This window comes from Nonomuraea sp. KM88 (assembly GCF_052245635.1).
Taxonomy (GTDB): domain Bacteria; phylum Actinomycetota; class Actinomycetes; order Streptosporangiales; family Streptosporangiaceae; genus Nonomuraea.
Map to the genome: position 1 here is coordinate 242,765 of NZ_JBQQCC010000014.1, position 23,808 is coordinate 266,572.

20 protein-coding genes are annotated in these 23,808 nt (G+C 72.8%); 10 read left to right on the forward strand and 10 right to left on the reverse strand.

Annotation, left to right across the window (positions count from 1 at the left end; translation table 11 throughout):
- The first annotated feature begins 94 nt into the window (after positions 1-94).
- The 8 genes from zwf (at position 95) to ACTWPV_RS35205 (ending at position 10,013) form a co-directional block, all read left to right on the forward strand.
- The gene (gene zwf, locus ACTWPV_RS35170) at positions 95-1,642 is read left to right on the forward strand and encodes a glucose-6-phosphate dehydrogenase (RefSeq protein ID WP_443155073.1); all 1,548 of its coding nucleotides are present in this window, start codon (positions 95-97) and stop codon (positions 1,640-1,642) included.
- Positions 1,639-1,821 (forward strand): hypothetical protein, encoded by a 183-nt coding sequence (locus ACTWPV_RS35175; protein WP_443155074.1) that lies wholly within the window; start codon positions 1,639-1,641, stop codon positions 1,819-1,821. Before zwf ends, ACTWPV_RS35175 begins: the two co-directional genes overlap by 4 nt.
- Positions 1,818-3,761, forward strand: a complete 1,944-nt coding sequence (gene edd, locus ACTWPV_RS35180) for a phosphogluconate dehydratase (protein ID WP_443155075.1) — start codon at positions 1,818-1,820, stop codon at positions 3,759-3,761. The genes ACTWPV_RS35175 and edd overlap by 4 nt, the downstream gene beginning before the upstream one ends.
- A gap of 148 nt (positions 3,762-3,909) precedes the next feature.
- Entirely contained in the window at positions 3,910-4,875 is a 966-nt protein-coding gene (locus tag ACTWPV_RS35185) for a glucokinase (protein ID WP_443155076.1), read from the forward strand.
- Positions 4,876-4,987: 112 nt separating this feature from the next.
- Positions 4,988-5,602 (forward strand): bifunctional 4-hydroxy-2-oxoglutarate aldolase/2-dehydro-3-deoxy-phosphogluconate aldolase, encoded by a 615-nt coding sequence (gene eda, locus ACTWPV_RS35190; RefSeq protein WP_347647307.1) that lies wholly within the window; start codon positions 4,988-4,990, stop codon positions 5,600-5,602.
- A gap of 197 nt (positions 5,603-5,799) precedes the next feature.
- On the forward strand, positions 5,800-6,618 hold the full coding sequence (locus ACTWPV_RS35195) for an IclR family transcriptional regulator (protein WP_443155077.1): 819 nt from the start codon (positions 5,800-5,802) through the stop codon (positions 6,616-6,618).
- A gap of 219 nt (positions 6,619-6,837) precedes the next feature.
- The gene (locus ACTWPV_RS35200) at positions 6,838-7,983 is read left to right on the forward strand and encodes a cytochrome P450 (protein ID WP_443155078.1); all 1,146 of its coding nucleotides are present in this window, start codon (positions 6,838-6,840) and stop codon (positions 7,981-7,983) included.
- 152 nt (positions 7,984-8,135) lie between these two features.
- Positions 8,136-10,013 (forward strand): protein kinase domain-containing protein, encoded by a 1,878-nt coding sequence (locus ACTWPV_RS35205; protein ID WP_443155079.1) that lies wholly within the window; start codon positions 8,136-8,138, stop codon positions 10,011-10,013.
- A 269-nt stretch (positions 10,014-10,282) separates the two neighbouring features.
- Here ACTWPV_RS35205 and ACTWPV_RS35210 read toward each other — a convergent pair whose 3' ends face one another.
- Positions 10,283-11,188 (reverse strand): D-isomer specific 2-hydroxyacid dehydrogenase family protein, encoded by a 906-nt coding sequence (locus ACTWPV_RS35210; protein ID WP_443155080.1) that lies wholly within the window; start codon positions 11,186-11,188, stop codon positions 10,283-10,285.
- Complete coding sequence (locus ACTWPV_RS35215) at positions 11,185-11,937, reverse strand: IclR family transcriptional regulator (RefSeq protein ID WP_347647301.1); 753 nt, start codon at positions 11,935-11,937, stop codon at positions 11,185-11,187. The genes ACTWPV_RS35210 and ACTWPV_RS35215 overlap by 4 nt, the downstream gene beginning before the upstream one ends.
- A 106-nt stretch (positions 11,938-12,043) precedes the next feature.
- Between ACTWPV_RS35215 and ACTWPV_RS35220 the strand changes: the two genes are divergently transcribed.
- The gene (locus ACTWPV_RS35220; RefSeq protein WP_443155081.1) at positions 12,044-13,372 is read left to right on the forward strand and encodes an MFS transporter; all 1,329 of its coding nucleotides are present in this window, start codon (positions 12,044-12,046) and stop codon (positions 13,370-13,372) included.
- Positions 13,373-13,425: 53 nt separating this feature from the next.
- Here ACTWPV_RS35220 and ACTWPV_RS35225 read toward each other — a convergent pair whose 3' ends face one another.
- The 5 genes from ACTWPV_RS35225 to ACTWPV_RS35245 all read right to left on the reverse strand — a co-directional run bounded on the left by ACTWPV_RS35225 (position 13,426) and on the right by ACTWPV_RS35245 (position 18,497).
- Positions 13,426-14,139, reverse strand: a complete 714-nt coding sequence (locus ACTWPV_RS35225) for a FadR/GntR family transcriptional regulator (protein ID WP_347647299.1) — start codon at positions 14,137-14,139, stop codon at positions 13,426-13,428.
- Positions 14,140-14,201: 62 nt separating this feature from the next.
- Positions 14,202-15,113 carry a dihydrodipicolinate synthase family protein gene (locus ACTWPV_RS35230; RefSeq protein WP_443155082.1) on the reverse strand — a complete coding sequence of 304 codons (912 nt, stop codon included), beginning with the start codon at positions 15,111-15,113 and terminating at the stop codon, positions 14,202-14,204.
- Between the two features lie 20 nt (positions 15,114-15,133).
- Positions 15,134-16,009, reverse strand: coding sequence for a carbohydrate kinase family protein (locus tag ACTWPV_RS35235; protein ID WP_443155083.1), 876 nt, complete (start codon positions 16,007-16,009; stop codon positions 15,134-15,136).
- On the reverse strand, positions 16,006-17,031 hold the full coding sequence (locus tag ACTWPV_RS35240) for a LacI family DNA-binding transcriptional regulator (RefSeq protein ID WP_347647296.1): 1,026 nt from the start codon (positions 17,029-17,031) through the stop codon (positions 16,006-16,008). Before ACTWPV_RS35240 ends, ACTWPV_RS35235 begins: the two co-directional genes overlap by 4 nt.
- Positions 17,028-18,497, reverse strand: coding sequence for a glycoside hydrolase family 13 protein (locus tag ACTWPV_RS35245; RefSeq protein ID WP_443155084.1), 1,470 nt, complete (start codon positions 18,495-18,497; stop codon positions 17,028-17,030). Before ACTWPV_RS35245 ends, ACTWPV_RS35240 begins: the two co-directional genes overlap by 4 nt.
- Positions 18,498-18,726: 229 nt before the next feature.
- Between ACTWPV_RS35245 and ACTWPV_RS35250 the strand changes: the two genes are divergently transcribed.
- On the forward strand, positions 18,727-20,007 hold the full coding sequence (locus ACTWPV_RS35250; protein ID WP_347647294.1) for an ABC transporter ATP-binding protein: 1,281 nt from the start codon (positions 18,727-18,729) through the stop codon (positions 20,005-20,007).
- Between the two features lie 105 nt (positions 20,008-20,112).
- Here the strand turns inward: ACTWPV_RS35250 and ACTWPV_RS35255 are convergent, their stop codons facing one another.
- From ACTWPV_RS35255 to ACTWPV_RS35265, 3 genes are all read right to left on the reverse strand, one after another.
- The gene (locus tag ACTWPV_RS35255) at positions 20,113-20,763 is read right to left on the reverse strand and encodes a Uma2 family endonuclease (protein ID WP_443155085.1); all 651 of its coding nucleotides are present in this window, start codon (positions 20,761-20,763) and stop codon (positions 20,113-20,115) included.
- A gap of 100 nt (positions 20,764-20,863) precedes the next feature.
- The gene (locus ACTWPV_RS35260) at positions 20,864-22,057 is read right to left on the reverse strand and encodes a CysS/YqeB C-terminal domain-containing protein (protein ID WP_443155086.1); all 1,194 of its coding nucleotides are present in this window, start codon (positions 22,055-22,057) and stop codon (positions 20,864-20,866) included.
- A gap of 425 nt (positions 22,058-22,482) precedes the next feature.
- Positions 22,483-23,796, reverse strand: coding sequence for an acyltransferase family protein (locus ACTWPV_RS35265; protein WP_443155087.1), 1,314 nt, complete (start codon positions 23,794-23,796; stop codon positions 22,483-22,485).
- Between the last annotated feature and the right edge of the window lie 12 nt (positions 23,797-23,808).

Below are 23,808 nucleotides of genomic sequence, written 5' to 3' on the forward strand. Positions count from 1 at the left end.
TTTATCTCAGATGCCAAAACTCCGCTTGTGTATGCACCAAACTCTGGTTATTGTCCGTTCTGTCCCTGCTTGGTAGATCATGGAGCTCTCAACCGTGTCCCCCCTCTCGACCTCACCCGCAGATCGCCCTACAGATCAGCCCGCGGATCAGCCCGCGGATCACGCCAGTGCGCACACCGCCGACCTCGTCGTCTTCGGCGGGACCGGCGACCTGTCCATGCGCAAGCTGATCCCGGCGCTCTACCACTGCGACAGGGACGGCCGGCTCTCCCATGAATCCCGCATCATCGCCATGTCCAGGGGCGGGCTGACCGACGCCGACTTCCGCGGCAAGGTGGACGCCGAGGTGCGCGACCAGGTGCCGGCCGACGACCAGGCCGGCTGGCAGCGGTTCCTGGGCCGCCTGCACCACGTCTCGGTCGACGTCGGCGCAGGCACCGGAAGAGACGCCGGCGGGGCCGACGGAGCGGGCTGGGGTGCGCTCACCGCGCTGCTGGCCGGGCACGAGCAGCGCGATCGCGTGTTCTACCTGGCCAGCCCGCCCCGCACGTTCGGACCGTTCTGCCGCGAGCTCGACCAGGCCGGGCTGGTGACGCCGCGCTCGCGCGTGGTCCTGGAGAAGCCCCTGGGCCACGACCTGCCGAGCGCGCAGCGCATCAACGACGAGGTCGGCGCCATCTTCGACGAGCACCAGATCTTCCGCATCGACCACTACCTGGGCAAGGAGACCGTCCAGAACCTCCTGGTCCTGCGCTTCGCCAACGCCTTCCTGGAGCCGATCTGGAACTCGTTGTGGATCGACCACGTCCAGATCACCGCGGCCGAGACCGTCGGGACGCCCGGCAGGCGCGGCTACTACGACCACGCCGGCGCGCTGCGCGACATGGTGCAGAACCACCTGCTCCAGCTCCTCACGCTGACCGCGATGGAGCCGCCGGCCCGCAGCGACCGCGAGGCCGTACGCGACGAGAAGGTCAAGGTGCTGCAGGCGCTGCGGCCGATCACGGGCACCGAGGTCGACCGCTTCACCGTGCGCGGCCAGTACGTCGGCGCGGACGGCATGCCCGGCTACCTCGACGAGCCCGCCTCCACGCCGCCGACCGAGGCGTCGCGGCGGGTGGAGACGTTCACCGCGATCCGGGCCGAGGTTAAGAACTGGAGGTGGGCGGGGGTGCCGTTCTACCTGCGCACCGGCAAGCGGATGCCGTACCGGCGTTCGGAGATCGTGGTGCAGTTCAAGGACGTGCCGCACTCCATCTACCCCGGCGGCGCACCGAACCGCCTGGTGCTGCGGCTGCAGCCGGAGGAGGGCATCCGGCTGCACATCATGGCCAAGGAGCCGGGCGCGGGCGAGGTGACGCCGAAGCCGGTGCCGCTGTCGCTGAGCTTCGGCGAGACGTTCACGACGCGGGTGCCGGAGGCGTACGAGCGGCTGCTGACCGACGTGCTGGCCGGGAACCCGACGCTGTTCATGCGGCGCGACGAGGTGGAGGCGGCCTGGCGCTGGATCGACCCGATCCTGCACGCCTGGGAGTCGCAGGCCGACGTGCCCGAGCCCTACCCCGCGGGGACGACCGGCCCCGCGGGAGCCCACGAGCTGCTCGGCCGCAGCGGTCGTGCGTGGCACGAGGAGGACGCGTGAACGAGCGCGGCGGGCCGACCACCGGACCGGTCCTCGGGCGGTTCAGCGGGCCCGCCATCCGGCCGGCCACCTGGTCTGTCATCGGGCCGGTCGTCGGGCCGGTCAGCAGGCCCGTCGTCGGGCCGGTCATCACACGGAGCGACCTCGGGTTCACCGGCCCGACGAAGGAGCGTGCATGAACCCCGTCATACAGGAGATCACCGACCGGATCGCCGAGCGGAGCGCCGCCAGCCGGACCGCGTACCTCGCGCGGATCCGCCGTGACGGCGAGGCCGCGCGGGCGAAAGGGCCCGCGCGGGCGCACCTCGGCTGCGCGAACCTGGCGCACGGCTTCGCGGGCGCGCCGGGCGAGGACAAGCCCGCCCTGCGCGGCACGGCGAAGCCGGGCGTGGCCATCGTGACCAGCTACAACGACATGCTCTCCGCGCACCAGCCGTACGAGACGTACCCGCAGGAGCTGAAGGCGGCCGTGCGCGGGGCCGGGGGCGTTGCGCAGGTGGCGGGCGGGGTGCCCGCGATGTGCGACGGCATCACGCAGGGGCGGCCCGGCATGGAGCTGTCCCTCTACAGCCGCGACGTGATCGCCATGGCCACCGCGATCGCGCTGTCGCACGACATGTTCGACGCGACGCTGCTGCTGGGCGTGTGCGACAAGATCGTGCCGGGGCTGTTCATCGGGGCGCTGCACTTCGGGCACCTGCCCGCGCTCTTCGTGCCGGCCGGGCCGATGACCTCCGGCCTGCCGAACAAGGTCAAGGCCCGCACCCGGCAGCTGTTCGCCGAGGGCAAGGTGGGCAGGGACGAGCTGCTCGACGCCGAGGCCAAGTCGTACCACTCCCCCGGCACCTGCACCTTCTACGGCACCGCCAACTCCAACCAGGCGCTGATGGAGGTCATGGGCCTGCACCTGCCGGGCTCGACGTTCGTCAACCCGCACACCGAGCTGCGCCACGCCCTGACCGGGGCCGCGGGACGCAGGGCGGTGCGGATCACCGCGCACGGCGGGGAGTACACGCCGATCGGCGAGGTGGTCGACGAGAAGGCCATCGTGAACGCCTGCGTCGCCCTGCTGGCGACCGGCGGCTCGACCAACCACACGCTGCACCTGGTGGCCATGGCGGCCGCCGCGGGCATCGTGCTGACCTGGGACGACCTGGCCGGTCTGTCGCGGGTGGTGCCGTCGCTCACGAAGATCTACCCGAACGGCCAGGCGGACGTGAACCACTTCCGCGACGCCGGCGGCATGCAGGTGCTCATCGGCGATCTGCTGGACGAAGGGCTGCTCCACGCCGACGTGCTCACCGTCGCCGGACGCGGCCTCGACCGCTACCGCGAGGCGCCTGCCCTGGTGGACGGCGAGCTGCTCTGGTCGCCGGTCACCGGCGGCAGCGCCGACCTGAACGTGCTGCGTCCCGTCGCCGCGCCGTTCGCCGCGGACGGCGGGATCCACATGGTCGAGGGCAACCTGGGCCGCGCCGTCAGCAAGGTGTCGGCGGTCAAGCCGGAGCACCTGGTGATCGAGGCGCCGGCCAAGGTCTTCGACGACCAGCTCGATCTGCTGAAGGCGTTCGAGGCGGGCGAGCTGGACGGGCAGGACTTCGTGGCGGTCATCCGCTACCAGGGGCCCAGCGCGAACGGCATGCCCGAGCTGCACAAGCTGACCTCGCCGCTGGGCGTGCTGCTCGACCGGGGGCAGCGGGTGGCGATCGTGACCGACGGGCGGATGTCCGGCGCGTCCGGCAAGGTGCCCGCGGCCATCCACCTGTCGCCCGAGGCCGCCGACGGCGGGCCGATCGCGCTGGTGCGCGACGGGGACGTCGTCAGGCTCGACTCGGCGGCGGGCGTCCTGGAGCTGCTGGTGCCCGCCGAGGAGCTGGCCGGTCGTACGCCGGAGGGGCGGCCGCTGAGCGACGCGCAGTGGGTGGGGACGGGACGCGAGCTGTTCGCCGCCTTCCGCCGCATGGCGGGGCACGCGGAGCAGGGGGCCGGCATCTTCGGGGTGAGCGGCGCCGAGTCGCCGCACCACGGCCCCGGGCTGGGGTTCCCCGCCGAGGCGGGCTCCTCCCACCTGGAGGCCGGCGCCCCCGTGGCCGCCCGCCCCGCCGGACTGGCCCGGTGACGCGCCGGCGAAGGCGCGCGGCCGTACGGGACGGCGAAAGCGGGACGGTGAAGGGCGCGCGGCCGTCAGGGCCGGCGCGGAAGGTCGTGGCATCCCGCCGGGTGAGGCGAGCGATCCTGACGCCCGCCCGTGGACGCCGGAGGTATGCGTGAGTGCCTTTGACCTTCCCTGGCTCGTGGCCGACATCGGGGGGACCAACGCCCGGTTCGGCCTGGTCACCTCGATGGGGGCGCGGCCGTCGAACGTCGCGGTCCTGGCGGGGTCGGCGTACGCCACGCTGCCGGAAGCCGTGGACGCCTATCTCGCGGAGCACGCGGCCGGGGCGCGGCCGGGGGCGGTCTGCCTGGCCGTGGCGGGGCCGGTCGACGGCGACCGCTACCGGCTCACGAACTCCCCGTGGGCGGGGTCCGTGCGCGACCTCGACGTCCCGTACGCGCGGCTGCTCAACGACTTCGAGGCGCTGGCGGTGTCGCTGCCGCACCTGGAGGGCGATGACCTGGTGCACCTGGGCGGCCCCGGCCTCTGCCACGGTGTCAAGGCCGTGCTGGGGCCGGGCACCGGGCTGGGCGTGGGCGGTCTGGCGCCGGCGGACGGCGGCTGGACGCCGATCCCTGGCGAGGGCGGGCACGTCACGGTGCCGGTGGTGGAGCGGCGCGAGTTCGAGATCGTACGGGTCCTCCAGTCGCAGGGGCTGGCGCACGTCGTCGCCGAGCACGTGCTGTCCGGGCCGGGCCTGGTCCGGCTGCACCGGGCGCTGGCCCAGGTGAACGGGGTCGCCGCGCCCGAGCTGACCGCCTCGGACATCGTGGCCGGGCTCGACGACTCGTTGTGCGCCGAGACGGTCGAGGTGTTCTGCGGGATGCTGGGCGGCTTCTCGGGGAACGTGGCGCTGACCCTGGGCGCGAGGGGCGGGGTCTACCTGGGCGGCGGAGTGCTGCCCCGTATCGTGGAGCGCGTGCGTGCCGGCGGCTTCCGTACGCGGTTCGCCGCCAATCCCGACATGGCGGATTACCTTTCCGCCATCGGGACGGCGCTGATCGTCGCGCCGCAGCCGGCGCTGACGGGCGCCGCGGCCTGGCTGAGCCGGCGCGCGCGCAGGGAACCGGTGGGTTGAGGCCGTATCCCCCGAGGGTTCGGACGGCCTCGCTGGTAGCGCGGGCCGGAAGCATCAGTCCGGAAATATCAGTACGGAAGGTCCCATGCGGGGCCGACGAGGAGAAGAACGTATGAGTAGCCTGCTCGATCTCGCCCCGGTGATCCCCGTCGTGGTGATCGACGACGCGGAGAGCGCCGTGCCGCTGGCCAGGGCCCTGGTCGCCGGAGGGCTGCCGGTCATCGAGGTGACCCTGCGCACGCCGGCCGCCCGCGAGGCGCTCGCCAGGATCGCCGCGGAGGTGCCGGAGGCGACCGTGGGCGCCGGAACGATCCGGACTTCTGCCGATATTTCAGCATCGGTGTCAGCCGGGGCCAGGTTCCTGGTCTCGCCGGGCACCACCCTGTCGCTGGTCGAGGCGCTCGACGCGAGCGGCGTCCCCTACCTGCCCGGCGCGGCCACCGTGTCGGAGGCGATGGCGCTGGCCGAACGCGGGATCAAGGAGCTCAAGTTCTTCCCCGCCGAGGCCGCGGGCGGCGTCCCCTACCTCAAGTCGCTGGGCGGGCCGCTGCCGGACGTGCGCTTCTGCCCGACGGGCGGCATCCGGGCGGACACGGCGGCCGCCTACCTCGCGCTGCCCAACGTGGGCTGTGTCGGCGGCACCTGGCTGACCCCGGCCGACGCGCTCGCGGCGGGCGACTGGGGCCGGATCGAGAAGCTCGCGTCGGAGGCCGCCGCGCTGAGGTAGCGCCCCGGAAGCGGGCGTACGCCCGCAGGCCCGACCAGAGACCTGAAACCACTGTGACGTGGACATTTCCGGATCCGCGAAGATCATCAGACCGCGTTGACCGGGTATCAACGAGTGGTCAACCGGGTAGGTCAAGGCATGCACGACCGCGGCCCCCGGGAAGCCCCTTTCGCTCCTCGGAAAGCGAAAGGACAGTCATGCCGACACAGACGGCCGGTCACGGGCAGCACGTCACGGACGACCGCCGGGCCGCGCAACCGGGCAGCCTGGAACGCGGGATCGACATCCTCCTCGCGCTCAGTGTGGCCGCCCGCCCGGTGAGCCTGTCGGAGCTGTGCCGGCGCACGGGGCTGCCCAAGTCGACCGCGCACCGCATCCTCGGCGTGCTGTGCGCCCGCGAGTTGGCTCGACGGGTCGGCAACGGCTACGTGCCCGGCGAGCTGCTGGAGACGATGGCCGGCACCGCCCGCGCCCTCGTGCCGGGCACCCGCGCGGTGGTGCTGCCGTACCTGCTCTACCTGTACGAGGCCACCCGGCAGACGGTGAACCTCGCCGTGCCGGCCGGCCTGGAGGCCCGTTACGTCGAGCGCCTCTACGGTCACAACCGCGTCGGCTCGCGCTCCGACGGCACCGACCGGGCGCCGCTGCACTGCACGGCCATGGGCAAGGCGCTGCTGGCCTTCGATCCCCGGCTGCGCCACGAGCTGATCGCGCGCGGCCCCTTCGAACGCTGGACGCGCCGCACCGTCACCACCCTGACCGCGCTGGAACGCGAGCTGGCCCAGGTCCGCAGGCACGGCGTGGCGTACGCGCAGGAGGAGTACACCGAGGGCGTGGCCTGCGTGGCCGCGCCCGTGTTCGGGCCCGCGGGCACGGTGTGCATGGCGCTGGGCGTGGCCGCGCCCGCGCACGCGGCCCAGCTCGCCAGGCTCGGCATCTCCGTGCGCGGCGCCGCCCAGGCCATCTCGGCCGCGCTCTCCCCCTCCAGCTGCTCCTGGCCGCCGCGCGTCCCGTGAGGCCGGAGGTGTTCCGGTCACCGGAACACCTCCGGCGCACGCGGCGGCAGGCGTTCCGCTGACCGAAACCCCGGATTGCGAACGGGGCCCCGCGGCGATCACATCGGCATATGAACTTCCTCCCCGCTCCGGCCATCCAGGAGGCGCCCGCGGGCTCAGGGCCGAGGGCCCACCAGGCCCGGACCTCGCGGGCGCCGGCCGGGCTCCGGGAGGCCGCGCGTGCCTAGAGGGCTGCCCAGGGCCACCGCGCTGGAGAGCCTGCGCCTCAAGGCCGCCCTCGTCCCGCCCGGCACGCCCCACCTCACGCCCGGACGCGACCTACTGCGCTCCCGCACGCTGCTGTCGGAGCTCGAAGCCCGGTACGGCGGCCGCCCCGTCCTGGTCCGCGGCCCGCGCGGCCCTGCGCTGCTGATCATGTCCAAGCGCGACGCGCTGCGCGTGCTGGCCGAGGACGACGAGGCGTACGCACCGGCCGTCGAGACACGCCCCCTGGGCCTGCCGACGGACGTGCTGCGCCCCGCGTTCATCGAGATCGCCCGCGAGGAGGCCAAGGAGCTGACCGAGGGCGTGGTGGACTACGCGCGGCTCAACGGCCGCTGGCAGCGCGTCGCCCGGCGCTGCGTCTACGGGGACGGCGCGGCCGGCGACGAGGAGCTCACGCGGCTGCTGGCGGACCTCACGCGGGCGGGACGGCTGCGGGCCAGGCGGCGCCAGCAGCTCCTGTCCGGACGCTACGACGCCCGGATCATCGACCACCTGCGCCGCGCCGAGCCCGGCAGCCTGGCCGGGCTGATCGCCGAGGCCCCCGGGCAGGCCGAGTCGCGAGGGCTCATGCAGGCGGCGTTCTGGCTGATGGGGCTCGGCGTGACCGCGCCCGGGCTGATGCAGACCCTCGCCCTGCTGGCCGCACACCCGGCACACCGCAAGGCGGCCCGCACCGACCCCTGCCATCTGCGCGCCTGCCTGCGCGAGGGCCTGCGCCTGTGGCCGCCCGTGCCGGCGCTGACCCGCCTCACCACGGTGGAGACCTCCTGGTACGGCGCCGCCCTGCCCGCGGGCACCACCGTCATGGTGCCGATGGCCGTCCACCAGCGCAGTCCGCGCCTGCCGTACGCGAACACCTTCGCTCCCGAGATCTGGCTGGACGGCACCGCCGCGAGCGAGTGGTGGGCCAGACCCGGCTGCGAGGGCGTGCACCTGACGCTCGTCGTCGGCACGGCCTTCCTGGCGGGCATCCTGCGCGGCTCGCGGCCCAAGCCGGTCGGGCGGCTCGTCTCGCCGCACCGGCCGCTGCCCCACACGCTCGATCTCGCACGGCTGCGGGTGACGATGATCCCCGCGCGCCGCAAGCCCGCTCACGCCTAGTGGCCGACGAGTAGGCCCTTCCTCCGTTAGAGTCTTGGGGTACAAACGGGATGCCGTGCGGCTGAACGGTGCGGGTCGCGTCATGACGACCGGCCGGGGCGGAGGATCGGGTCGGGTTGAGACGGGATGACGACGGCGAGAGGACGGCGACGTTGGGGCGCTCCGCTGGCTCTCCGCTGAAGCCGGACGATCCGCCGGCGATCGGCCCCTATGAGCTGCTCAGCCGTCTCGGCTCCGGCGGCATGGGGGTGGTCTACCTCGCCAAGGCCGCCGACGGGTCACGGGTGGCGCTCAAGGCGATCCGGCGCGACTTCACCGCCGACCCGGTCTATCGCGCGCGCTTCCACGAAGAGGTGTCCAACGCGCGCAAGGTGGCGTCGTTCTGCACGGCGCGGGTACTCGACCACGGCGAGGACCGCGGCCGCCTCTATCTCGTCACCGAGTTCATCGACGGCATCTCCCTCGAGGACCACCTCATCGAGCACGGCGCGTTGTCGCCGTCGGTGCTGCACGCCGCGGCCGTCGGCGTGGCCGCCGCGCTGACCGCCATCCACGCTGCCGGGCTGGTGCACCGCGACCTCAAGCCGGCCAACGTGATGCTGACGCTGGCCGGGCCGCGGGTGATCGACTTCGGGCTGGCGCGCTCGACGCACGTCGACTCCCGGCACACCAACGCCGGCATGGTCATGGGCACGCCCGGGTGGATCGCTCCCGAGCAGGTCTTCGAGGGGCGCACGAGCCCGGCGGGCGACGTGTTCGCCTGGGGCTCGCTCATCGCGTACGCGGGGCTCGGCGGGCACCCGTTCGGCGAGGGCGACGCCTACGTGATGGCGGCCAGGGCCCGCACCGCGCCTCCCGACCTGCGGGGGCTGCCTGTCCCGCTCGACCGGCTGGTGGCGGCGGCCATCCATCCCGACCCGGCGCGGCGGCCCGCGGCCAGGCAGCTGCTGCTGGAGCTGGTGGAGGCGGCCGACGAGCCGGCCGCGCAGCTGGCCGCGACCAAGCACCTGACCAACGCGTGGAACCCGTCGGAGTTCGGGCCGCTGATGCCGCGGGCTCCGCACCGCCCGCCGCCCGACCGTGCCGCGCCGGGATCGCCCCCTCCGCACCGCCATCCCGAGGCCGCCCGCCGCGGCCCGCAGCAGGTCCCGCCCGCCGAGCGGACGGGCCCCACTCCCGGCTCCAGCCGGAGCCCGCAACCGCCGCCGGCAGAGCGCACGGGGCCCACGGCGACCGGCCAGGGCCACCTGCCGCATCCCGAACGCACGGGACCCACGGCGACCGGCCAGGGCCACCTGCCGCATCCCGAACGCACGGGGCCGCTGCCGCACACCCCACGCGGTCCGCAGGCGCCGCATCCCGAGCACACCGGCCCGCTCGCCACCGGACGCGGGCCGCTGCCGCACCACCGGACCGGCCAGGCGCCGCCGCACCACACCTTCACCGGCCCCGTCACCGGCACGGGGACCGGGCAGGGCCCGCTGCCCGGCTACCGGCCGCCCGAGCGCAAGCGCAGCGTGTTCGGCGGCTGCCTGACCGTCCTGGTCGTCGCGGCGGTGCTGCTGGTCCTGCTGCTGGCCGTGCTCGCCTGGGTGTTCCGCCCTCCTCCCGCGGCCGGTGCGGACGGGCCCGTGCAGGACGGCAAGCTGAAGTTCGCCGTGACGAGCACGAAGTGTTCCAAGCCCGCGAAGTCCGCGGCCGAACGGGTCTGCCGGATCGGCGTGACGATCGACAACGTCGGCCCTGACGCCCGCGTGCTCTACCCCGGGCAGCAGAAGCTGATCGACGAGGACGACGCGTCGCACCCCGGCATCAGGCTGCTCGACGAGGCGGGCAAGGAGATCACGCCGGTCCGGATCGAGGCCGGGCGGTCGTTCACCGGCGCCCTGGTGTTCGAGCTGGCCAAGGGGCGCACGCCCGTGGGGCTCGAGGTGCACGACTCGGGATTGAGCGCGGGCGCGCGGATCAACCTGCGCGACCGGCCCGACGCCGCCGCCCCCGGCACCCGTCACCATCCGTCGCCCGCCTGACCCGCCCGCCTCACGAGCCCGCACCGCTGCCGGACCCGCCCGCACCGCGACGCCCGCGCACCGTCAGAGAACGAGCCCGCGCCATGTGCCGGAAGCGCCCGCGCTCGCCTGCGCCGGCACCGCCTGCCGGCCGAGCTCCGTCGTCCGGCGGAGGCTCCCCCTCGCGTGGCAGGCCGGACGGCGGCATCGGTGGTCACCTCGATCGCCGCTGGACGAGGGCGGCCATGGCGGGACCGCGGTCATGCGGCCCGGCGACGCCGGTGGAGGGGTCAGAAGCCCTGGGACGGGGAGACCACGCCTTCGAGCGGGGCGCCTTCGGCGAAGCGGCGCACGTTGGCGGTGACGCGTTCGGCCAGGCCGCGCCAGTAGGCCTCGCGCGGGTTGGCGCAGTGCGGTGTGATCAGGGCGTTGTCCAGCTCCCACAGCGGATGCCCGTCCGGCAGCGGCTCGGGGTCGGTGACGTCGAGGGCGGCGCCCCCGATGTGGCCCGCGCGCAACGCGTCCACCAGGTCCTCGGTCACCACGAGCCCGCCCCGCGCGACGTTCACCAGCCAGGCGTCCGAGCGCATGAGGCCGAACTCGCGCGCCCCGAACATCCCGCGGGTCTGCGGGGTAGCGGGCGCCGCGACCACCACGTAGCCGGCCTCGGGCAGCGTCTCGCGGTAGCGGGCTCGCGGCACGATCTCCGCCGCCCCCGGCGCCTCTCCCCTGTCGGTGACCGCCAGGACCCGGCAGCCGAACGGCTCCAGCATCGGCATGAGCGCCCGCCCGATGCCGCCGAAGCCGACGATCGAGACCGTCGAGCCGGCGAACTCCTTCGAGGTGTTGGGCCCCCACGAGGTGGCCCTGGCGTGCCGGTGCAGGCCGCGCGCGGCCGCCAGCATCAGTGCCAGCGCGTGCTCGGCCACGGCCGGCCCGTAGGCGCCCGCGGCGGCGGTGAAGACCGGCTGCTCGGTGATGACCCCCGCGGCCGCCCATCGTTCGACGCCCGCGTGCGGCAGTTGCACCCAGCGGACGCCGCCGTGGATCATCGCCCGGATCTCCGCGGGCTCGTCGCTGCCGTAGTAGACGATCGCCTCGGCCCGCTCCAGCGGCACGACCTTGCCGCCCGCCCGCTCCACGGCCTCGATGAGGACGGGCACGGGCTCGGGGCCGACGTGGACGGCGACGGTCATGATGGATCCTCCTGATAGCCGAGATGCTCGGAGATGGCGCCTGCGCACCGGCGCACCGGCGGGAGCAGGGCGTGCAGGGCGGCGCGATCGGCCTGGGCGCGCAGCGCGGTCAGCGAGACCGCCGCGGTCACGTCGCCGAAGGCGTTGCGCACGGGCACGGCCACGCAGTGGACGAACTCCTCGAACTCCCCCTCATCGGCCGCCCACCCCCGCTCACGCACGGCCCGCAGCTCCTGGTCGAGCGCGGCCCTCGTGATCAGCGTAGCGGGAGTGTACGGGGTGAACTCCCAGCCCTCCAGCACCTCGTCGGCGTGGGCGGCGGGCAGGTGGGCGAGGATCGCCTTGCTCACGCCCGCCGTGTGCAGGGGGACGGGCCGCCCGATGCGGGCGTACATGCGGACGGGGCCGGGCGGCGAGAGCTTGTCGACGTAGACGATCGTGCTCTCGCGCAGGGCGGCCAGGTGGACGGTGTGGCCGGTCGACTCCTGCAGCGCGGCGAGGTGCGGGTGGGCGAGGTCGCGCAGCCCGAACTGGCCGCCGGCGCGGGCCGCCAGCGCGGCGAGCCCGCGCCCCGCGCCCCACGTGCCGTCAGGCAGCCGCCGGACCAGGCCGGCCTCGGCGAGCGTGTGGAGCAGGCGCAGCGCGGTGGTGCGGTGCACGCCGAGCCGGTCGCCGATCTCCGCGAGGCTGCGCGGGCCGTCGCACGCCAGCTGGAGGATCGTGGTCGCCCTGCTCACGGTCTGCGACATCAGGCTCTGCCCTTTACAGCGGTGTTGACACGACCGAATACCTGCAGCAGGGTAATGGTATCACCATTAATTCGCAGTGTGCATATGTTGCACAGGAGGTCACGGGATGAGCGTCGGCGAGCTGGAGCGAGAGACCATGCGCCGGGTGACCGGCCGCCTGATGCCGCTGATCGTCGTCTGCTACATCGTGGCCTACATCGACCGGTCGAACGTCTCGGTCGCCGCCCTGAGCATGAACGAGGCGATCGGGCTGACCGCCGCGCAGTTCGGGCTCGGGGTCAGCATGTTCTTCGTCACGTACGTGATCTTCGAGGTGCCCAGCAACATCGTGCTGGCCAGGATCGGCGCCCGCCGCTGGATCGCGCGCATCATGATCAGCTGGGGGATCGTGTCGGCCTGCATGGCCCTGGTGCAGGGCGAGAAGTCGTTCATCATCGTGCGGTTGTTGCTCGGCGCCGCCGAGGCGGGGTTCACCCCGGGCATCATCTGGTATCTGGCCCGCTGGTTCCCCGCCAGCCACCGGGGGCGGGCGATGGGCCGCTTCTACGTCGGCGCCGCGCTGGCCACCGTCATCGGCGCGCCCATCAGCGCCTTCATCATGAAGATGGACGGGTTCCTCGACGTCGCCGGATGGCAGTGGCTGTTCGTCATCGAGGGCCTGCCCGCCGTCGCGCTCGGGTTCGTGGTGCTGAGGTTCCTCACCGACGAGCCGCGCGAGGCCGGGTGGCTGCCGGAGCGCGGGCGCGCGTGGCTCGTCGAGCGGCTCGCGCGCGAGCAGGCGGAGATCGACGGTCAGCGGACGGTCTCCGTGCGGCAGGCGCTGTCCAGCCCGGGGGTGCTGCTGCTGGCGCTGTTCTTCTTCCTGTACTCCTTCAACAGCATCGGGCTGACTCTGTGGATGCCGCAGGTGATCCAGGGCGGGTTCGGCGAGCCGAGCGATTTCGTGAGCGCGCTGCTGACCGCGGTGCCGTACGCGCTGGCCGTGGTGGCGATGGTGCTCGTGGCGCGCGGCGTCGACCGGCGGGGCAGGCACGCGCTGCACATGGCGGTGCCGATGGCGGCCTCCGGGGTGATGCTGGTGGGCAGCGTGCTGGCCGGGCCGGGCGTGCTCGGGTTCGCGCTGCTGGCGCTGTCCACCGGTGCCGCGTGGTCGGCCGTGCCCGCGTTGTGGGGCAGCGCCACGTCGTTCATGACGGGCGTGGCCGCGGCGGCCGGGGTGGCCCTCATCAACTCCGTCGCCAACATCGCGGGCCTGGCGGTCACGCCGCTGATCGGGGTGATCAAGGAGGCCACAGGGTCGTTCGACGCCCCGTTGCTCGTCATCGCGGGGGCCATGTTCCTGGGGGCGGTCGTGGCGATGGCGTCGGCGCCGTTCACGGCGCCCGGACGGCTGGCCGCCGAGACCGCCGCCCCGAGCGAGCGCGACCCCGCCTGACCCCCCGCGACCCCGCCCGCGCGGGCGTGTCCGTGCCTGCGCCGGCGCTCTGGCTAAGCGAGGGTGGTGTCGCCGTCGAGAAGGCGTTCGACCTCGTCGCGGGCTGACTCCACGATCGAGCGCACCGCCTCGGCGGCCTCCGCCCTGCGGCCCGCCGCGACGGCCTCGGCCACGTCGAGGTGCCGCCTGACGGCGGCCGTGTCGAGCCGCTCGGGCAGGAGCAGCAGGTCGCGCCGGGCCTTGAGCAGTTCCTCGGTCACCTCGGCGAGCTGGGCGAACATGCCGTTGCCCGACGCGGCGAGCAGCACACGGTGGAAGGCGGCGTCGGCCGCCACCAGCCCCTCGCTGTCGCCGTCGCGCGCCGCGCTCGTCAGTGCCTGCGCGTGGGCGATCAGCTCCTGCCGCACGCCCTGCCCCGCGAGGCCGGCGGCCAGCGCCGCGGCGGCGGGCTCCACCGCGGCGCGCAGCTCGGCCAGCTCGCGCAGCTGCGCCGCGCGCCCCGGCGAGGCGAGCCGCCACCGGATCACCTGGGGGTCATAGAGGTTCCAGGCGCTCATCGGGCGCACGGTGACGCCGATGCGCGGCCGGCTGGTGACCACCCGCTTGGACTCCAGCACGCGCACGGCCTCGCGGGCGACCGTGCGCGAGACGGCGTACCGCGCCTGGACGTCTTCCAGGCGCAGCACCTGACCGGCGCGCAGCTCACCCGCCGCGAGCGAACCGCCGATCCTGTCGACCACCTGCCCGTGCAGGCCCTGTAGCTCCACGCCGCTCTCCGTCGCTGGTAAAGGTCGCTCATGTGAAGGGACGCGGGCCGGCCCGCCGGCGATCATGCCGCGGGCGCCAGCCCGAACTCCTCGACGAACCGGTCGATCATCCGGTGTTCCTCCTCGTCGAGCCGGTGGCCGGGGGCCCGGCAGTGCGCCGAGCCGATCCAGCCGCGCCGGCGCGAGATCTCCTTCTCCGCGGCGACGATCAGCTCCACGCCCTGCATCCAGTAGGACAGGTAGGGCAGCATGCGGGTGTGCAGGGCCAGCGCCCCCTCTTCGTCGCCGCTCTCCCAGCGCCGCCACAACTCCACGTAGAGGTCGGTGAACGAGCAGCCCGGCTGCACACCGACCGCGCCGCGGCGCAGCGCGTCGGGCAGGTGCAGCCCGGCGTAGCCGACCAGGGCGGGCAGCGGCCGCTCCCCCTCCGCCAGCGCCGCGACCATCCGGCCCGGCGGCGCCGACTCGACCTTCACCCAGTGCAGGTTGGGGTGCTCGGCGGCGAGCCGGTGCAGGGTGCCGGCGTCGAGCGCGGTGCCGGTCTGGGCGGGGGCGTACTGGAGCACGACCGGCAGCGGCGCCACCGCGGCCAGCACCGCGCGCACGTGCGCCAGCACGGCCTCGCGGGAGGGGCTCATGAAGTGCGGCGGGAGCAGGTTGATCGCGTCGGCGCCCCGCTCGGCGGCGCGTACGGCCTGCGCGACGGCGTGATAGGTGGCGTGGTCGGGGACCGAGACGATCGCGGCCACGTCGTCGCGCGGGCGGGTGACGTCGAGCAGCAGGGTGGTGAGCAGCTCGCGCTCCGCGTCGTCGAGTTTGTGGAACTCGCCGGCGAAGCCGGGGAACATGACCGACGTGACGCCCGTGGCCAGCACCTCCGCGGCCACCCTGGCGAAGCCGTCGGGATCGAGGGCGCCGTCGTCGTGGAAGGGCACCTCCAGGACGGGCGAGACACCGCGTACGAGATCGAGCACGGCTCAATCGTACTATCACATTATTGAGGAGCGGCTCTCGCGAGCAGCAGTGCCTCCGTGATCGGCGACTCGTGCGTGCCGGTGACCGTGCAGGCGTGCGCCCCGGCGATCGAGCCCAGCCGCACGCACTCCTCCAGCGGCCTGCCGTGCGCCGTGCCGTACAGGAAGCCGGAGACGAACGCGTCGCCCGCCCCGTTGCTGTCGGCCGCCGGGGCGGGCAGCGGCGCGGCCGGGAAGGCGCGCACGCCGGAGCCGCGCGTCAGGACGAGACAACCGCCGGCGCCGCGCGTGCACACGACCGTGTGAGCGCGCCCGTGCGCGATGAGGTCGCGCATGGCCGCGGCCGGATCCGGCAGGGCGGCCTCCGACATGAACACGAGGTCGGCGCGGTAGGCGAAGTCCTTGTGGTAGTCGGCGGCGCCGTCCCAGTCGTGCAGATCGGTGGAGATCGGGACGCCGTCGAAGTCGTCGAGGGCGTGGCGGCAGAAGTCCATGATCGACACGTGCACGTGCCGGGGGCGTACGTCCGCGTAGAGCTCGCGCGCCAGGCGCTCGCCCTGCGTGACCTTCGCGTCGTAGAACGAGGTGCGGCGGCCGTCGGGCCCCACGAGCAGGACGCTGCGCCGGGTGCCCGCCTCGGCGTGCCCCCAGCGGCACTCGACCGCGTCCAGCGCCCGGCGGACCAGCGCGCCCTGCGGGTCGTCACCGATCAGGTCGGCGAACGCGACTGCGAGGCCGAGCGCGTGGCAGCCCAGCGCCACGCCCGCGCCGGTGTTGCCGATCCGGTCGACGACCGGCGGCACCTGGTAGGTGTCGCGGTAGGGAAGCGGCAGCTCGGGCACGTAGACCGTCGTGTCGACCCCGGCGCCCCCGAGGACGAGGATGTCGCGGGTCACCGGTTGACCAGGGGGCCCGAGCCGGTGGAGCCGCGGACCACGAGTTCCGGCTGGAAGATCAGCTCGACGTGTCTGGCGGGGGCGCCGTTGACCTCTTCGAGCAGCGTCTGCACGGCCGCCGAGGCCATCGCGCCGATCGGCTTGCGCACGGTGGTCAGCGGCGGGTCGGTGAAAGCGATCAGCGGCGAGTCGTCGAACCCCACCACGGACACCTCACCCGGCACCGACAACCCCCTCTGCCGGCAGGCGCGGATCGCCCCCAGCGCCATCAGGTCGCTCGCGCACACGATGCCGGTGCAGCCGCGGGCCAGCAGTTGCGTGGCGGCCGCCTGCCCGCCCTCGACGGAGAACAGCGAGTGCGCGATCAGCTCGTCGACGTCGGAGGTGGCGAGCAGCTGCGCCATGGCCTGCTTGTAGCCCTCGATCTTCCTGATCACGGGGACGAACCGGTGGGGCCCCAGCGCGATGCCGATGCGCTCGTGGCCCAGGTCGACCAGGTGCTGGACGGCCAGCCGCGCGGCCAGGCGGTCGTCGGGCGAGATGAAGGGGGCGTCGATGTGCTCGCTGTAGCCGTCGACCAGCACGATCGGCAGCCCGCGATCGGTGAGGCGGGTGTATCGGTCCATCCGCGCGGTGGTGTCGGCGTGCAGGCCCGACACGAAGACGATGCCGCTGACCCCGCGATCCACGAGCAGCTCGGTGAACTCGTCCTCGGGGGCGCCGCCAGGAAGCTGCGTGCACAACACCGGCGTGTAGCCGTGCTGGGTCAGCGCCTTCTCGATGGCCTGGGCGAACGCGGGGAAGATCGGATTGTCCAGCTCGGGCGTCACCAGGCCGATCAGCCCGTTGCTGCGCTGCCGCAGCCGGGGTGGCCGCTCGTAGCCCATGAGGTCGAGCGCCGTCATGACCGCCTGGCGGGTGGCGGCCGAGACGCCGGGTTTGCCGTTGAGCACCCGGCTGACCGTGGCCTCACTCACCCCGGCCTGGGCGGCGATGTCGGCTAGGCGAGCGTGACCGTTCATGCCTCACACTGTACTTTCCACCACGCCGCCGAATCGGCCGCGCCGGGGACGTCGGAGGCCAGCAGGAGCTCCCCGTCGACCTCGAAGTCCACGGGGTCCGCGGTGAGGTTGACCGTGCAGGCGAACGCGCCCCTGGAGAAGACCAGCGTGCCCGCGGGCGACTCGTGCCAGGTCAGCTCGCCGCGGAGGTCACGCCGCAGGCGCAGCGCCGTACGGTAGAGCTCCAGTGTCGAGCCGGCCACGCCCTGCTGGGCCTGCACGCTCACCTCCCCCCACTCCTCGGGGATGGGCAACCACGGGCGCGTCCAGCCGGACTCGCGCGTCCACGGCATCGGGACGCGGCACCCGTCCCGGCCGCTGTCGGGGTCGCGCAGCCGCTGCGGGTCCTGGCACAGCTCCGGCGGCAGGTCGAGCACCTCCGGCAGGCCGAGCTCCTCGCCCTGGTAGACGTACGCCGAGCCGGGCAGGGCGAGCGTGAGCAGCGCGGCGGCGCGGGCTCTCGCCAGGCTGCCGTAGCGGGTGACGTGCCGCTTGACGTCGTGGTTCGACAGCACCCAGGTGGTGGGGGCGCCGACGGAGCCGGCCGTGGCCAGCGAGGAGTCGATCACCTCGCGCAGCTCGGCCGCGTCCCAGGGGGCGAACAGGTAGTGGAAGTTGAACGCCTGGTGCAGCTCGTCCCGGCGGACGTACCGGGCCAGCCGCTCGGGTGTGGGGGCCCACGCCTCGGCCACGCCGATCCGCTCGCCGGGGTAGGAGTCCAGCACGCGCCGCCACGAACGGTGGATCTCGTGGACGCCGTCGTTGTCGAAGAACGGCACCGGCTCCCTGCCCACCATCGTGGCCTGGTTGCCGCGGCCGATGTCGGGCAACCCTTCCGGCTTGACCATGCCGTGCGCCACGTCCACCCGGAAGCCGTCGACGCCGAGGTCGAGCCAGAACCGCAGGATCGACTCGAACTCCCCGCGCACCTCGTCGTTGTCCCAGTTGAGGTCGGGCTGGGCGGGGTCGAACAGGTGAAGGTACCACTGCCCGTCCTCGACCCGCGTCCACGCCGGACCGCCGAAGATCGACTCCCAGTCGTTCGGCCGGTCGCGGAAGATGTAGCGGTCTCGGCCCTCGCCGCGCAGCGCCTGCTGGAACCAGGGGTGGGCCGAGGAGGTGTGGTTGGGGACGACGTCGACGATCACCCGCATCCCGAGGGCGTGCACCTCGTCGATGAGCGCCTTCGCGTCCGCGAGCGTCCCGAACAGCGGGTCGACGTCGCGGTAGTCGGCCACGTCGTAGCCGAAGTCGGCCATCGGCGAGGTGTAGAACGGGGTCAGCCAGACGGCGTCGACGCCGAGCCCGGCCAGATACGGCAGGCGATCGCGAACGCCGATCAGGTCGCCGACTCCGTCACCGTTGCCGTCGGCGAAGCTGCGTACGTAAACCTGGTAGATCACGGCGTCGCGCCACCATGCGGTCATAGTCTCCCCCGGTCGTTTCGACCATGAAAGCTCTTTCCGCAAGTTTACGCAAGCCCTTCCACACCCCTAATAACCGGAAATCAATGCCTACGGATGCCCATAACCCCCGACCGAAACGCAACTGAACGAGATTCTTTACATCAAGGGTGGACATGTACCGTTAAGGCGCGATGTACTACCTCATCAATCAGCCCCCGTCACAGGTGACACGCGCGCAAGGTGTGGGCCCATGAGCTCGGTCGTTCTCGACAAAGTGACCAAGGTGTATCCGGGCGACTACCTCGCAGTCGACCGCCTCAGCCTGCAGGCGGAAGCCGGCGAGTTTCTCGTCCTGCTCGGCCCTTCCGGGTGCGGGAAGTCCACGCTGCTGCGCATGATCGCCGGCCTGGAGGAAATCACCGAAGGCGAGCTCTGGCTCGACGGCCAGATGGCCAACCATCTGGCCCCGCGCGATCGTGACGTCGCCATGGTGTTCCAGAACGGCGCCTTATATCCGCACAGGACCGTACGCGGCAACATCGCCTTTCCCCTGGAGATCGCCAAGGCGGACCCGGGAATGGTGCGCGAGCGCGTCACCGAACTCTCCAAGGCCCTGCACATCGACGAGACGCTCGAGCGCCGCCCCGGCACCCTCTCCGGCGGCCAGCGGCAACGCGTCGCGATGGGCCGGGCCATCGTCCGCCAACCCAAGCTGTTCCTCATGGACGAGCCCCTGTCGAACCTCGACGCGGGCATGCGCACCGAACTGCGCATGGAGATCTCGGCCCTGGTCAGATCGCTCGGCGTCACCACCATCTACGTGACCCACGACCAGGTCGAGGCGCTGACCCTGGCCGACAGGATCGCCATCCTCAACCGCGGCGTCCTCCAGGACGTCGGCACCCCGGCCCAGATTTACAACGATCCAGCGACAGCCTTCGTGGCGGCCTTCCTCAACTCCCAGCAGCTCAACCTGTTGGCGGCCAACGTCAGGACACCGCAGAACCAGTACGTCATGCTCGACTTCGGCCCGCACCGGCTGACGATGCCGTGGAGCGATCCCAGGGCGTACGCGATCTCCCAGCACACGGGCGGGCAGGTCCTGGTCGGCCTGCGCCCCGACGGGCTGGCGCCGGTGCCGGAGACGTACGACGGGCCCTCGTTCTACGGGCGGGTGCGGGCGCTGGAATATCACGGGCACGAGTGGCTCGCCTACCTCGAGTCGGGGATGTCGTTCGCGCCGGTGCCCGAGCCGCCGGACCCCGCCCGGCGCGTCAACGGCTCGAAGAACGGATCAGGAAGGCTGACAGGGCTGGTGAAGCGGCTGTTCTCGCAGCAGGAGCAGCACCAGGAGCAGGAGCGGGTGGGGCAGCACCCCAACAGCGGCATCCACCGCCGTTCCGACCTCATCGTCCGGCTGGGCAACCGTCCCGTCTGGCGTGCCGGCGACCCCGCCAAGGTGGGCGTCGACCTCAGCCGTGTCATGATCTTCACCCTGGACGGCGCCCGCATCGACCCCCCACGACGCTAGCCCGCTCCGGTGTGCGGGCGGGCGAGATCACGCGCCAGGTGCCCGCGAGAACGCTGCGACTCCATCACCGCCGGACGCCCTTCCGGCGGGGCATCCGGCGGTGGCTCAGCGGCGCCGTCGTCCAGTGAGCAGGGCAGGGTCGAACGAGACCGGGAACGGCTGGTCCAGCGTGAGAACGGTGCCCGCCTTCGCCTCCGCGACCAGCTCGTAGGCACCCTTGCCCAGGTGGAAGACCTCGACGCGCGGGGTGCCGTGACCTTCCAGGTCGATCCGCAGGAACACGGGTATTCCCGCCGCCGCATATCTCGGTGGTTTGATGGTGTAGTCGCGCTCCCGGTTGACCTTGCCAGGGCTGACCACCTCGGCCACACACACGACGTCCGACGCGGAAAGCGCGACAGGGCCCGCGATTATCGCGTCGGCATGCCCCACCACCACGTCCGGGATGAGCCCGTCGTCTCCGACTCGGAGGTTGCCTGTCTCGACCACCTCGAACTCGTCGGGCGCCGCATCGAGCAGGATCGCCCGCAGCCTTCCGGCGCAGAGCGCGTGATCGTATGCGGGCATGGGACTCACGACGAAACTCCCGTCGATCAACTCGATCCACTCCCCGGTTTCGGGCAGTCTGAGCCAGTCCTCGACGGTGTAACCATCCTTGGTGGGTGGGAGGGAGAAGAGCCTGGCACGTCGCGGTGGCGGGTGGGCGACCAGCCAGCCGTCCGCAGGCAGAGCGCTCATCTCCTCATCGCCTTCCATGGGATCGAGTCTCGCACGCACGCCGATACAGCGCCAAGCGTGGTCACGTGATCACGTCGAGTGACGGAATCACGTTACCGTGCTTTTACCTGCCGCGTCATCACGACGCGGAGGTCCAGCGGGGGCCGTCGGGGGTGTCCTCCACGACCACGCCCCCGTCGAGCAGCGCCGAGCGCAGCGAGTCGGCGAGCTCGTAACGTCCCTCGTCGCGCAGCCTGGCGCGGAGCGCGAGCAGCGGCTCCACCACGGCGCCCAGCCCCAGGGAGCGCAGGCGGGCCGTCGAGGCCGGCTCGCCGAGCCGGGCGATGAGCAGCCGCATCAGTTCCCTGGCCTGGTCGACCCCGCCGGAGTCCTCCTCGGTGTCGGCGGCCCACCTGACGATCTCGGTCTCCAAGTCGAGGACGGCCTGCGCGGCCGCCACCATGTCGGGTTCGGTCACGGCGGCGTTGAAACGTTTCTCGCAGGCGCGCGCGGTCTCCTCCAGCGTCGCCCCTGCGGGCGCGGGCTCGGCCCCCGGCGCGGGCGCGGCCGGCCGGGAGACGGTGGCGCGGCCCTCGGCCAGGCGGCGGAGCTCGGCGAGGTCGGTGCGCGTCCCCGCGGCCAGGACGGCCTGTGAGCCCGGCCGCCGGACGGTCAGGCCGCCGCGGCCCGCCACGTGCGCGGACTCATCGTCCAGGTCGATGACGAGCGCCGTGTGCTCGTCGAGGCCGAGCACCGCCGTGCCGGGCGGCAGTTCGCGCTCCATGCGCGAGAGCCGCCGCTCGCCGAGATAGCAGTAGCGGGTGTCGTGGGTGCCGCCCTCGGCGTTGTCGAAGTGGGGGATCACCACGGCCCGCAGGCCGAGCGGCTCCAGCAGGTCGAGCCCCGCACGCCAGTGGGGCTCTGCGCCTGCCTTGTAGATCTCGTAGACCGGCACGGTGGCCAGGCCCGCGGTGCAGGCCGCCGCCGAGGCCAGCACGGTCACCCCCTGGCGGGCGCGTACGCGCGCCCGCAGGTCTCCGGCCACGCCCGAGGCGGCCCACCGGTCGAGCGCGTAGGTGGGACTGCCGGGGCCGGAGAACACCCAGTCGGCCCCGGTGACGCCGGCCGCCACCTCGACGTCCAGGCCGACGCTGCGGGCGAAGTAGCGTCGGGCGCGGGCGGAGATGTCGGCGCGGTTCTCCTGGAAGGCGTACGGGGTGTCGAGCAGGACGGCCCGCGGCCCCGCGCGCAGGGTACGCGCCGCGGCGCGATGGATCTCGACCATGGTCGGGCTCGTCTCCCCCGACCCCATCAGCACCAGCGAACCGGGCATGCCTGTCGGCCTCTCTCTCGCACCTCATCGACTCCAGCCGGAACGGCCGAGCTGTTCAAGAGCGGGACGCACATGCGCATGTGACGCATCTGCACGTGGATGGCAGTAAGTTGGTGGCGGTGACGGGAAGACACATGGTCTCGGTTGAGACGCTCATGCTCCGGGTGGGCTCTGACGATCGCTGGTCCTACCGGCATGCACGTACCCAGCCGGAGCACGGCGAAAGCCCTGACGAGGCCGCCCGGCGGATCAGCGGGGTCACCGCCGCCGATCCGGCCACCGTCGTGCACTCCACGAGCTGGCGCTACGACCCCGCCGGCGAGATCATCCTGACGTACGCGGTGTGCCCCGATCCGGAGCCGTGGCTGCCCGCGGCCGAGCTGCCCGTGCTGGAGATCGCCCGGGGCCGGGCGCCCGCGACGCCGTCACCTGAGCGCGTCGCTCTGGCCCACGTGGTCGCGCACGCCGTCAGGCGCCTGGCCCTCCTCCTCGCCGAGGACGCCGTCGTCGCGCGCGCGCTCCGGCTGCGCCCGGAGATCGCCCGGGCTCTCGAGCCGGTCGCCGCCCCTGCCTGAGAGGCGCCGGCCGAGCTCCTGCATGGGCTTCTCGACGAAGCGGTAGGTCAGCGCGCTGCCGGCCAGGATCAGGGCCAGGACCAGCACGGTCATGCCGATCTGCACCGGCAGCGCCGCCTTGCGCAGGTCGCCGGTGACCGCCACGAAATACTTCAGCAGCGGGTGGTGCACCAGGTAGAGCGAGTAGCTGATCATCCCGAGCCAGGTGAGCACCTTGGGCAGCCGCCGCCCGCGCAGCGCCATGCCGCCCGCGAACGTGAGACCGGTCAGCACGATCGTGGTCAGCCACACGTCACCCTGCACCCACCACCAGCCGCTGGTCACGGCCCACAGGGGCGCCATCACGACCAGTGCCGTGGTGACCGCCACCGGCCACAGCCGCCCGTCGCCGCGCTCCCAGCGGTGGATGGCCGTGCCCGCGAACATCACCGCGACCACCGCCACCCCCAGCCACGGGACCCGGCTGCTCAGCAGCAGCAACAGCAGCGCCATCACCCCGAGCACGCAGGCGGCGGTGGTGCGGAACCGACCCGTGACGACGCACGCCAGCCCGACGGCGAACACCGCGCACGACACGTACGCCGGCCAGACGCCCGCCATGACCGCCCCCGACGTCACCAGTCCGACCACGACGGCGCCGGCCGCGAACACCATCGCCAGCAGCCCGCTGTGACCGTGGCCCCTCAGCAGGAAGAGCGCCGTGACCAGCAGGTAGAACACCATCTCGTACGACAACGTCCACATCGTGTCGGCGATGCCTCCGACGCCGACGACGTCGAGCAGCATGGTCGCGTGAGCGGCCACCGCGCTCGCGTCGCGCGGGACGGCCTCGCGCACCGGCACCCACCAGGCGAGGGCCAGCACCACGACGATCACGCTGAGGTAGAGGGGGTAGAGCCGGAAGAACCGGCTGAACCAGAACGTGCGCACGTCGCCGTGGCGTTCGAGGGAGACGGGGATGATGTAGCCGCTGACCAGGAAGAACACCAGGATGCCGTAGACACCGACGTTGAAGAAGTAGGGCCGGATCTGGGGGATGAACCAGGGCAGCATGTGCTCGGCCACCACCGCCATCGCACCTATGCCCCTCAGGGCGTCCAGCCAGGCGAGCCGGGTGGAGGGAAGCGGGTGAGGGGGCGCGGAGGCGGGGGCGGCTGCAGACACCCCCACCAACAT

What these genes read in the sequence shown, in the direction of transcription:
- edd (WP_443155075.1), top strand. Translation starts at nt 1,818, where the DNA reads ATGAACCCCGTCATACAGGAGATCACCGACCGGATCGCCGAGCGGAGC.
- eda (WP_347647307.1), top strand. Translation starts at nt 4,988, where the DNA reads ATGAGTAGCCTGCTCGATCTCGCCCCGGTGATCCCCGTCGTGGTGATC.
- ACTWPV_RS35195 (WP_443155077.1), top strand. Translation starts at nt 5,800, where the DNA reads ATGCCGACACAGACGGCCGGTCACGGGCAGCACGTCACGGACGACCGC.
- ACTWPV_RS35210 (WP_443155080.1), bottom strand. Translation starts at nt 11,188, where the DNA reads ATGACCGTCGCCGTCCACGTCGGCCCCGAGCCCGTGCCCGTCCTCATC.
- ACTWPV_RS35215 (WP_347647301.1), bottom strand. Translation starts at nt 11,937, where the DNA reads ATGTCGCAGACCGTGAGCAGGGCGACCACGATCCTCCAGCTGGCGTGC.
- ACTWPV_RS35220 (WP_443155081.1), top strand. Translation starts at nt 12,044, where the DNA reads ATGAGCGTCGGCGAGCTGGAGCGAGAGACCATGCGCCGGGTGACCGGC.
- ACTWPV_RS35240 (WP_347647296.1), bottom strand. Translation starts at nt 17,031, where the DNA reads ATGAACGGTCACGCTCGCCTAGCCGACATCGCCGCCCAGGCCGGGGTG.
- ACTWPV_RS35245 (WP_443155084.1), bottom strand. Translation starts at nt 18,497, where the DNA reads ATGACCGCATGGTGGCGCGACGCCGTGATCTACCAGGTTTACGTACGC.
- ACTWPV_RS35250 (WP_347647294.1), top strand. Translation starts at nt 18,727, where the DNA reads ATGAGCTCGGTCGTTCTCGACAAAGTGACCAAGGTGTATCCGGGCGAC.
- ACTWPV_RS35255 (WP_443155085.1), bottom strand. Translation starts at nt 20,763, where the DNA reads ATGGAAGGCGATGAGGAGATGAGCGCTCTGCCTGCGGACGGCTGGCTG.
- ACTWPV_RS35260 (WP_443155086.1), bottom strand. Translation starts at nt 22,057, where the DNA reads ATGCCCGGTTCGCTGGTGCTGATGGGGTCGGGGGAGACGAGCCCGACC.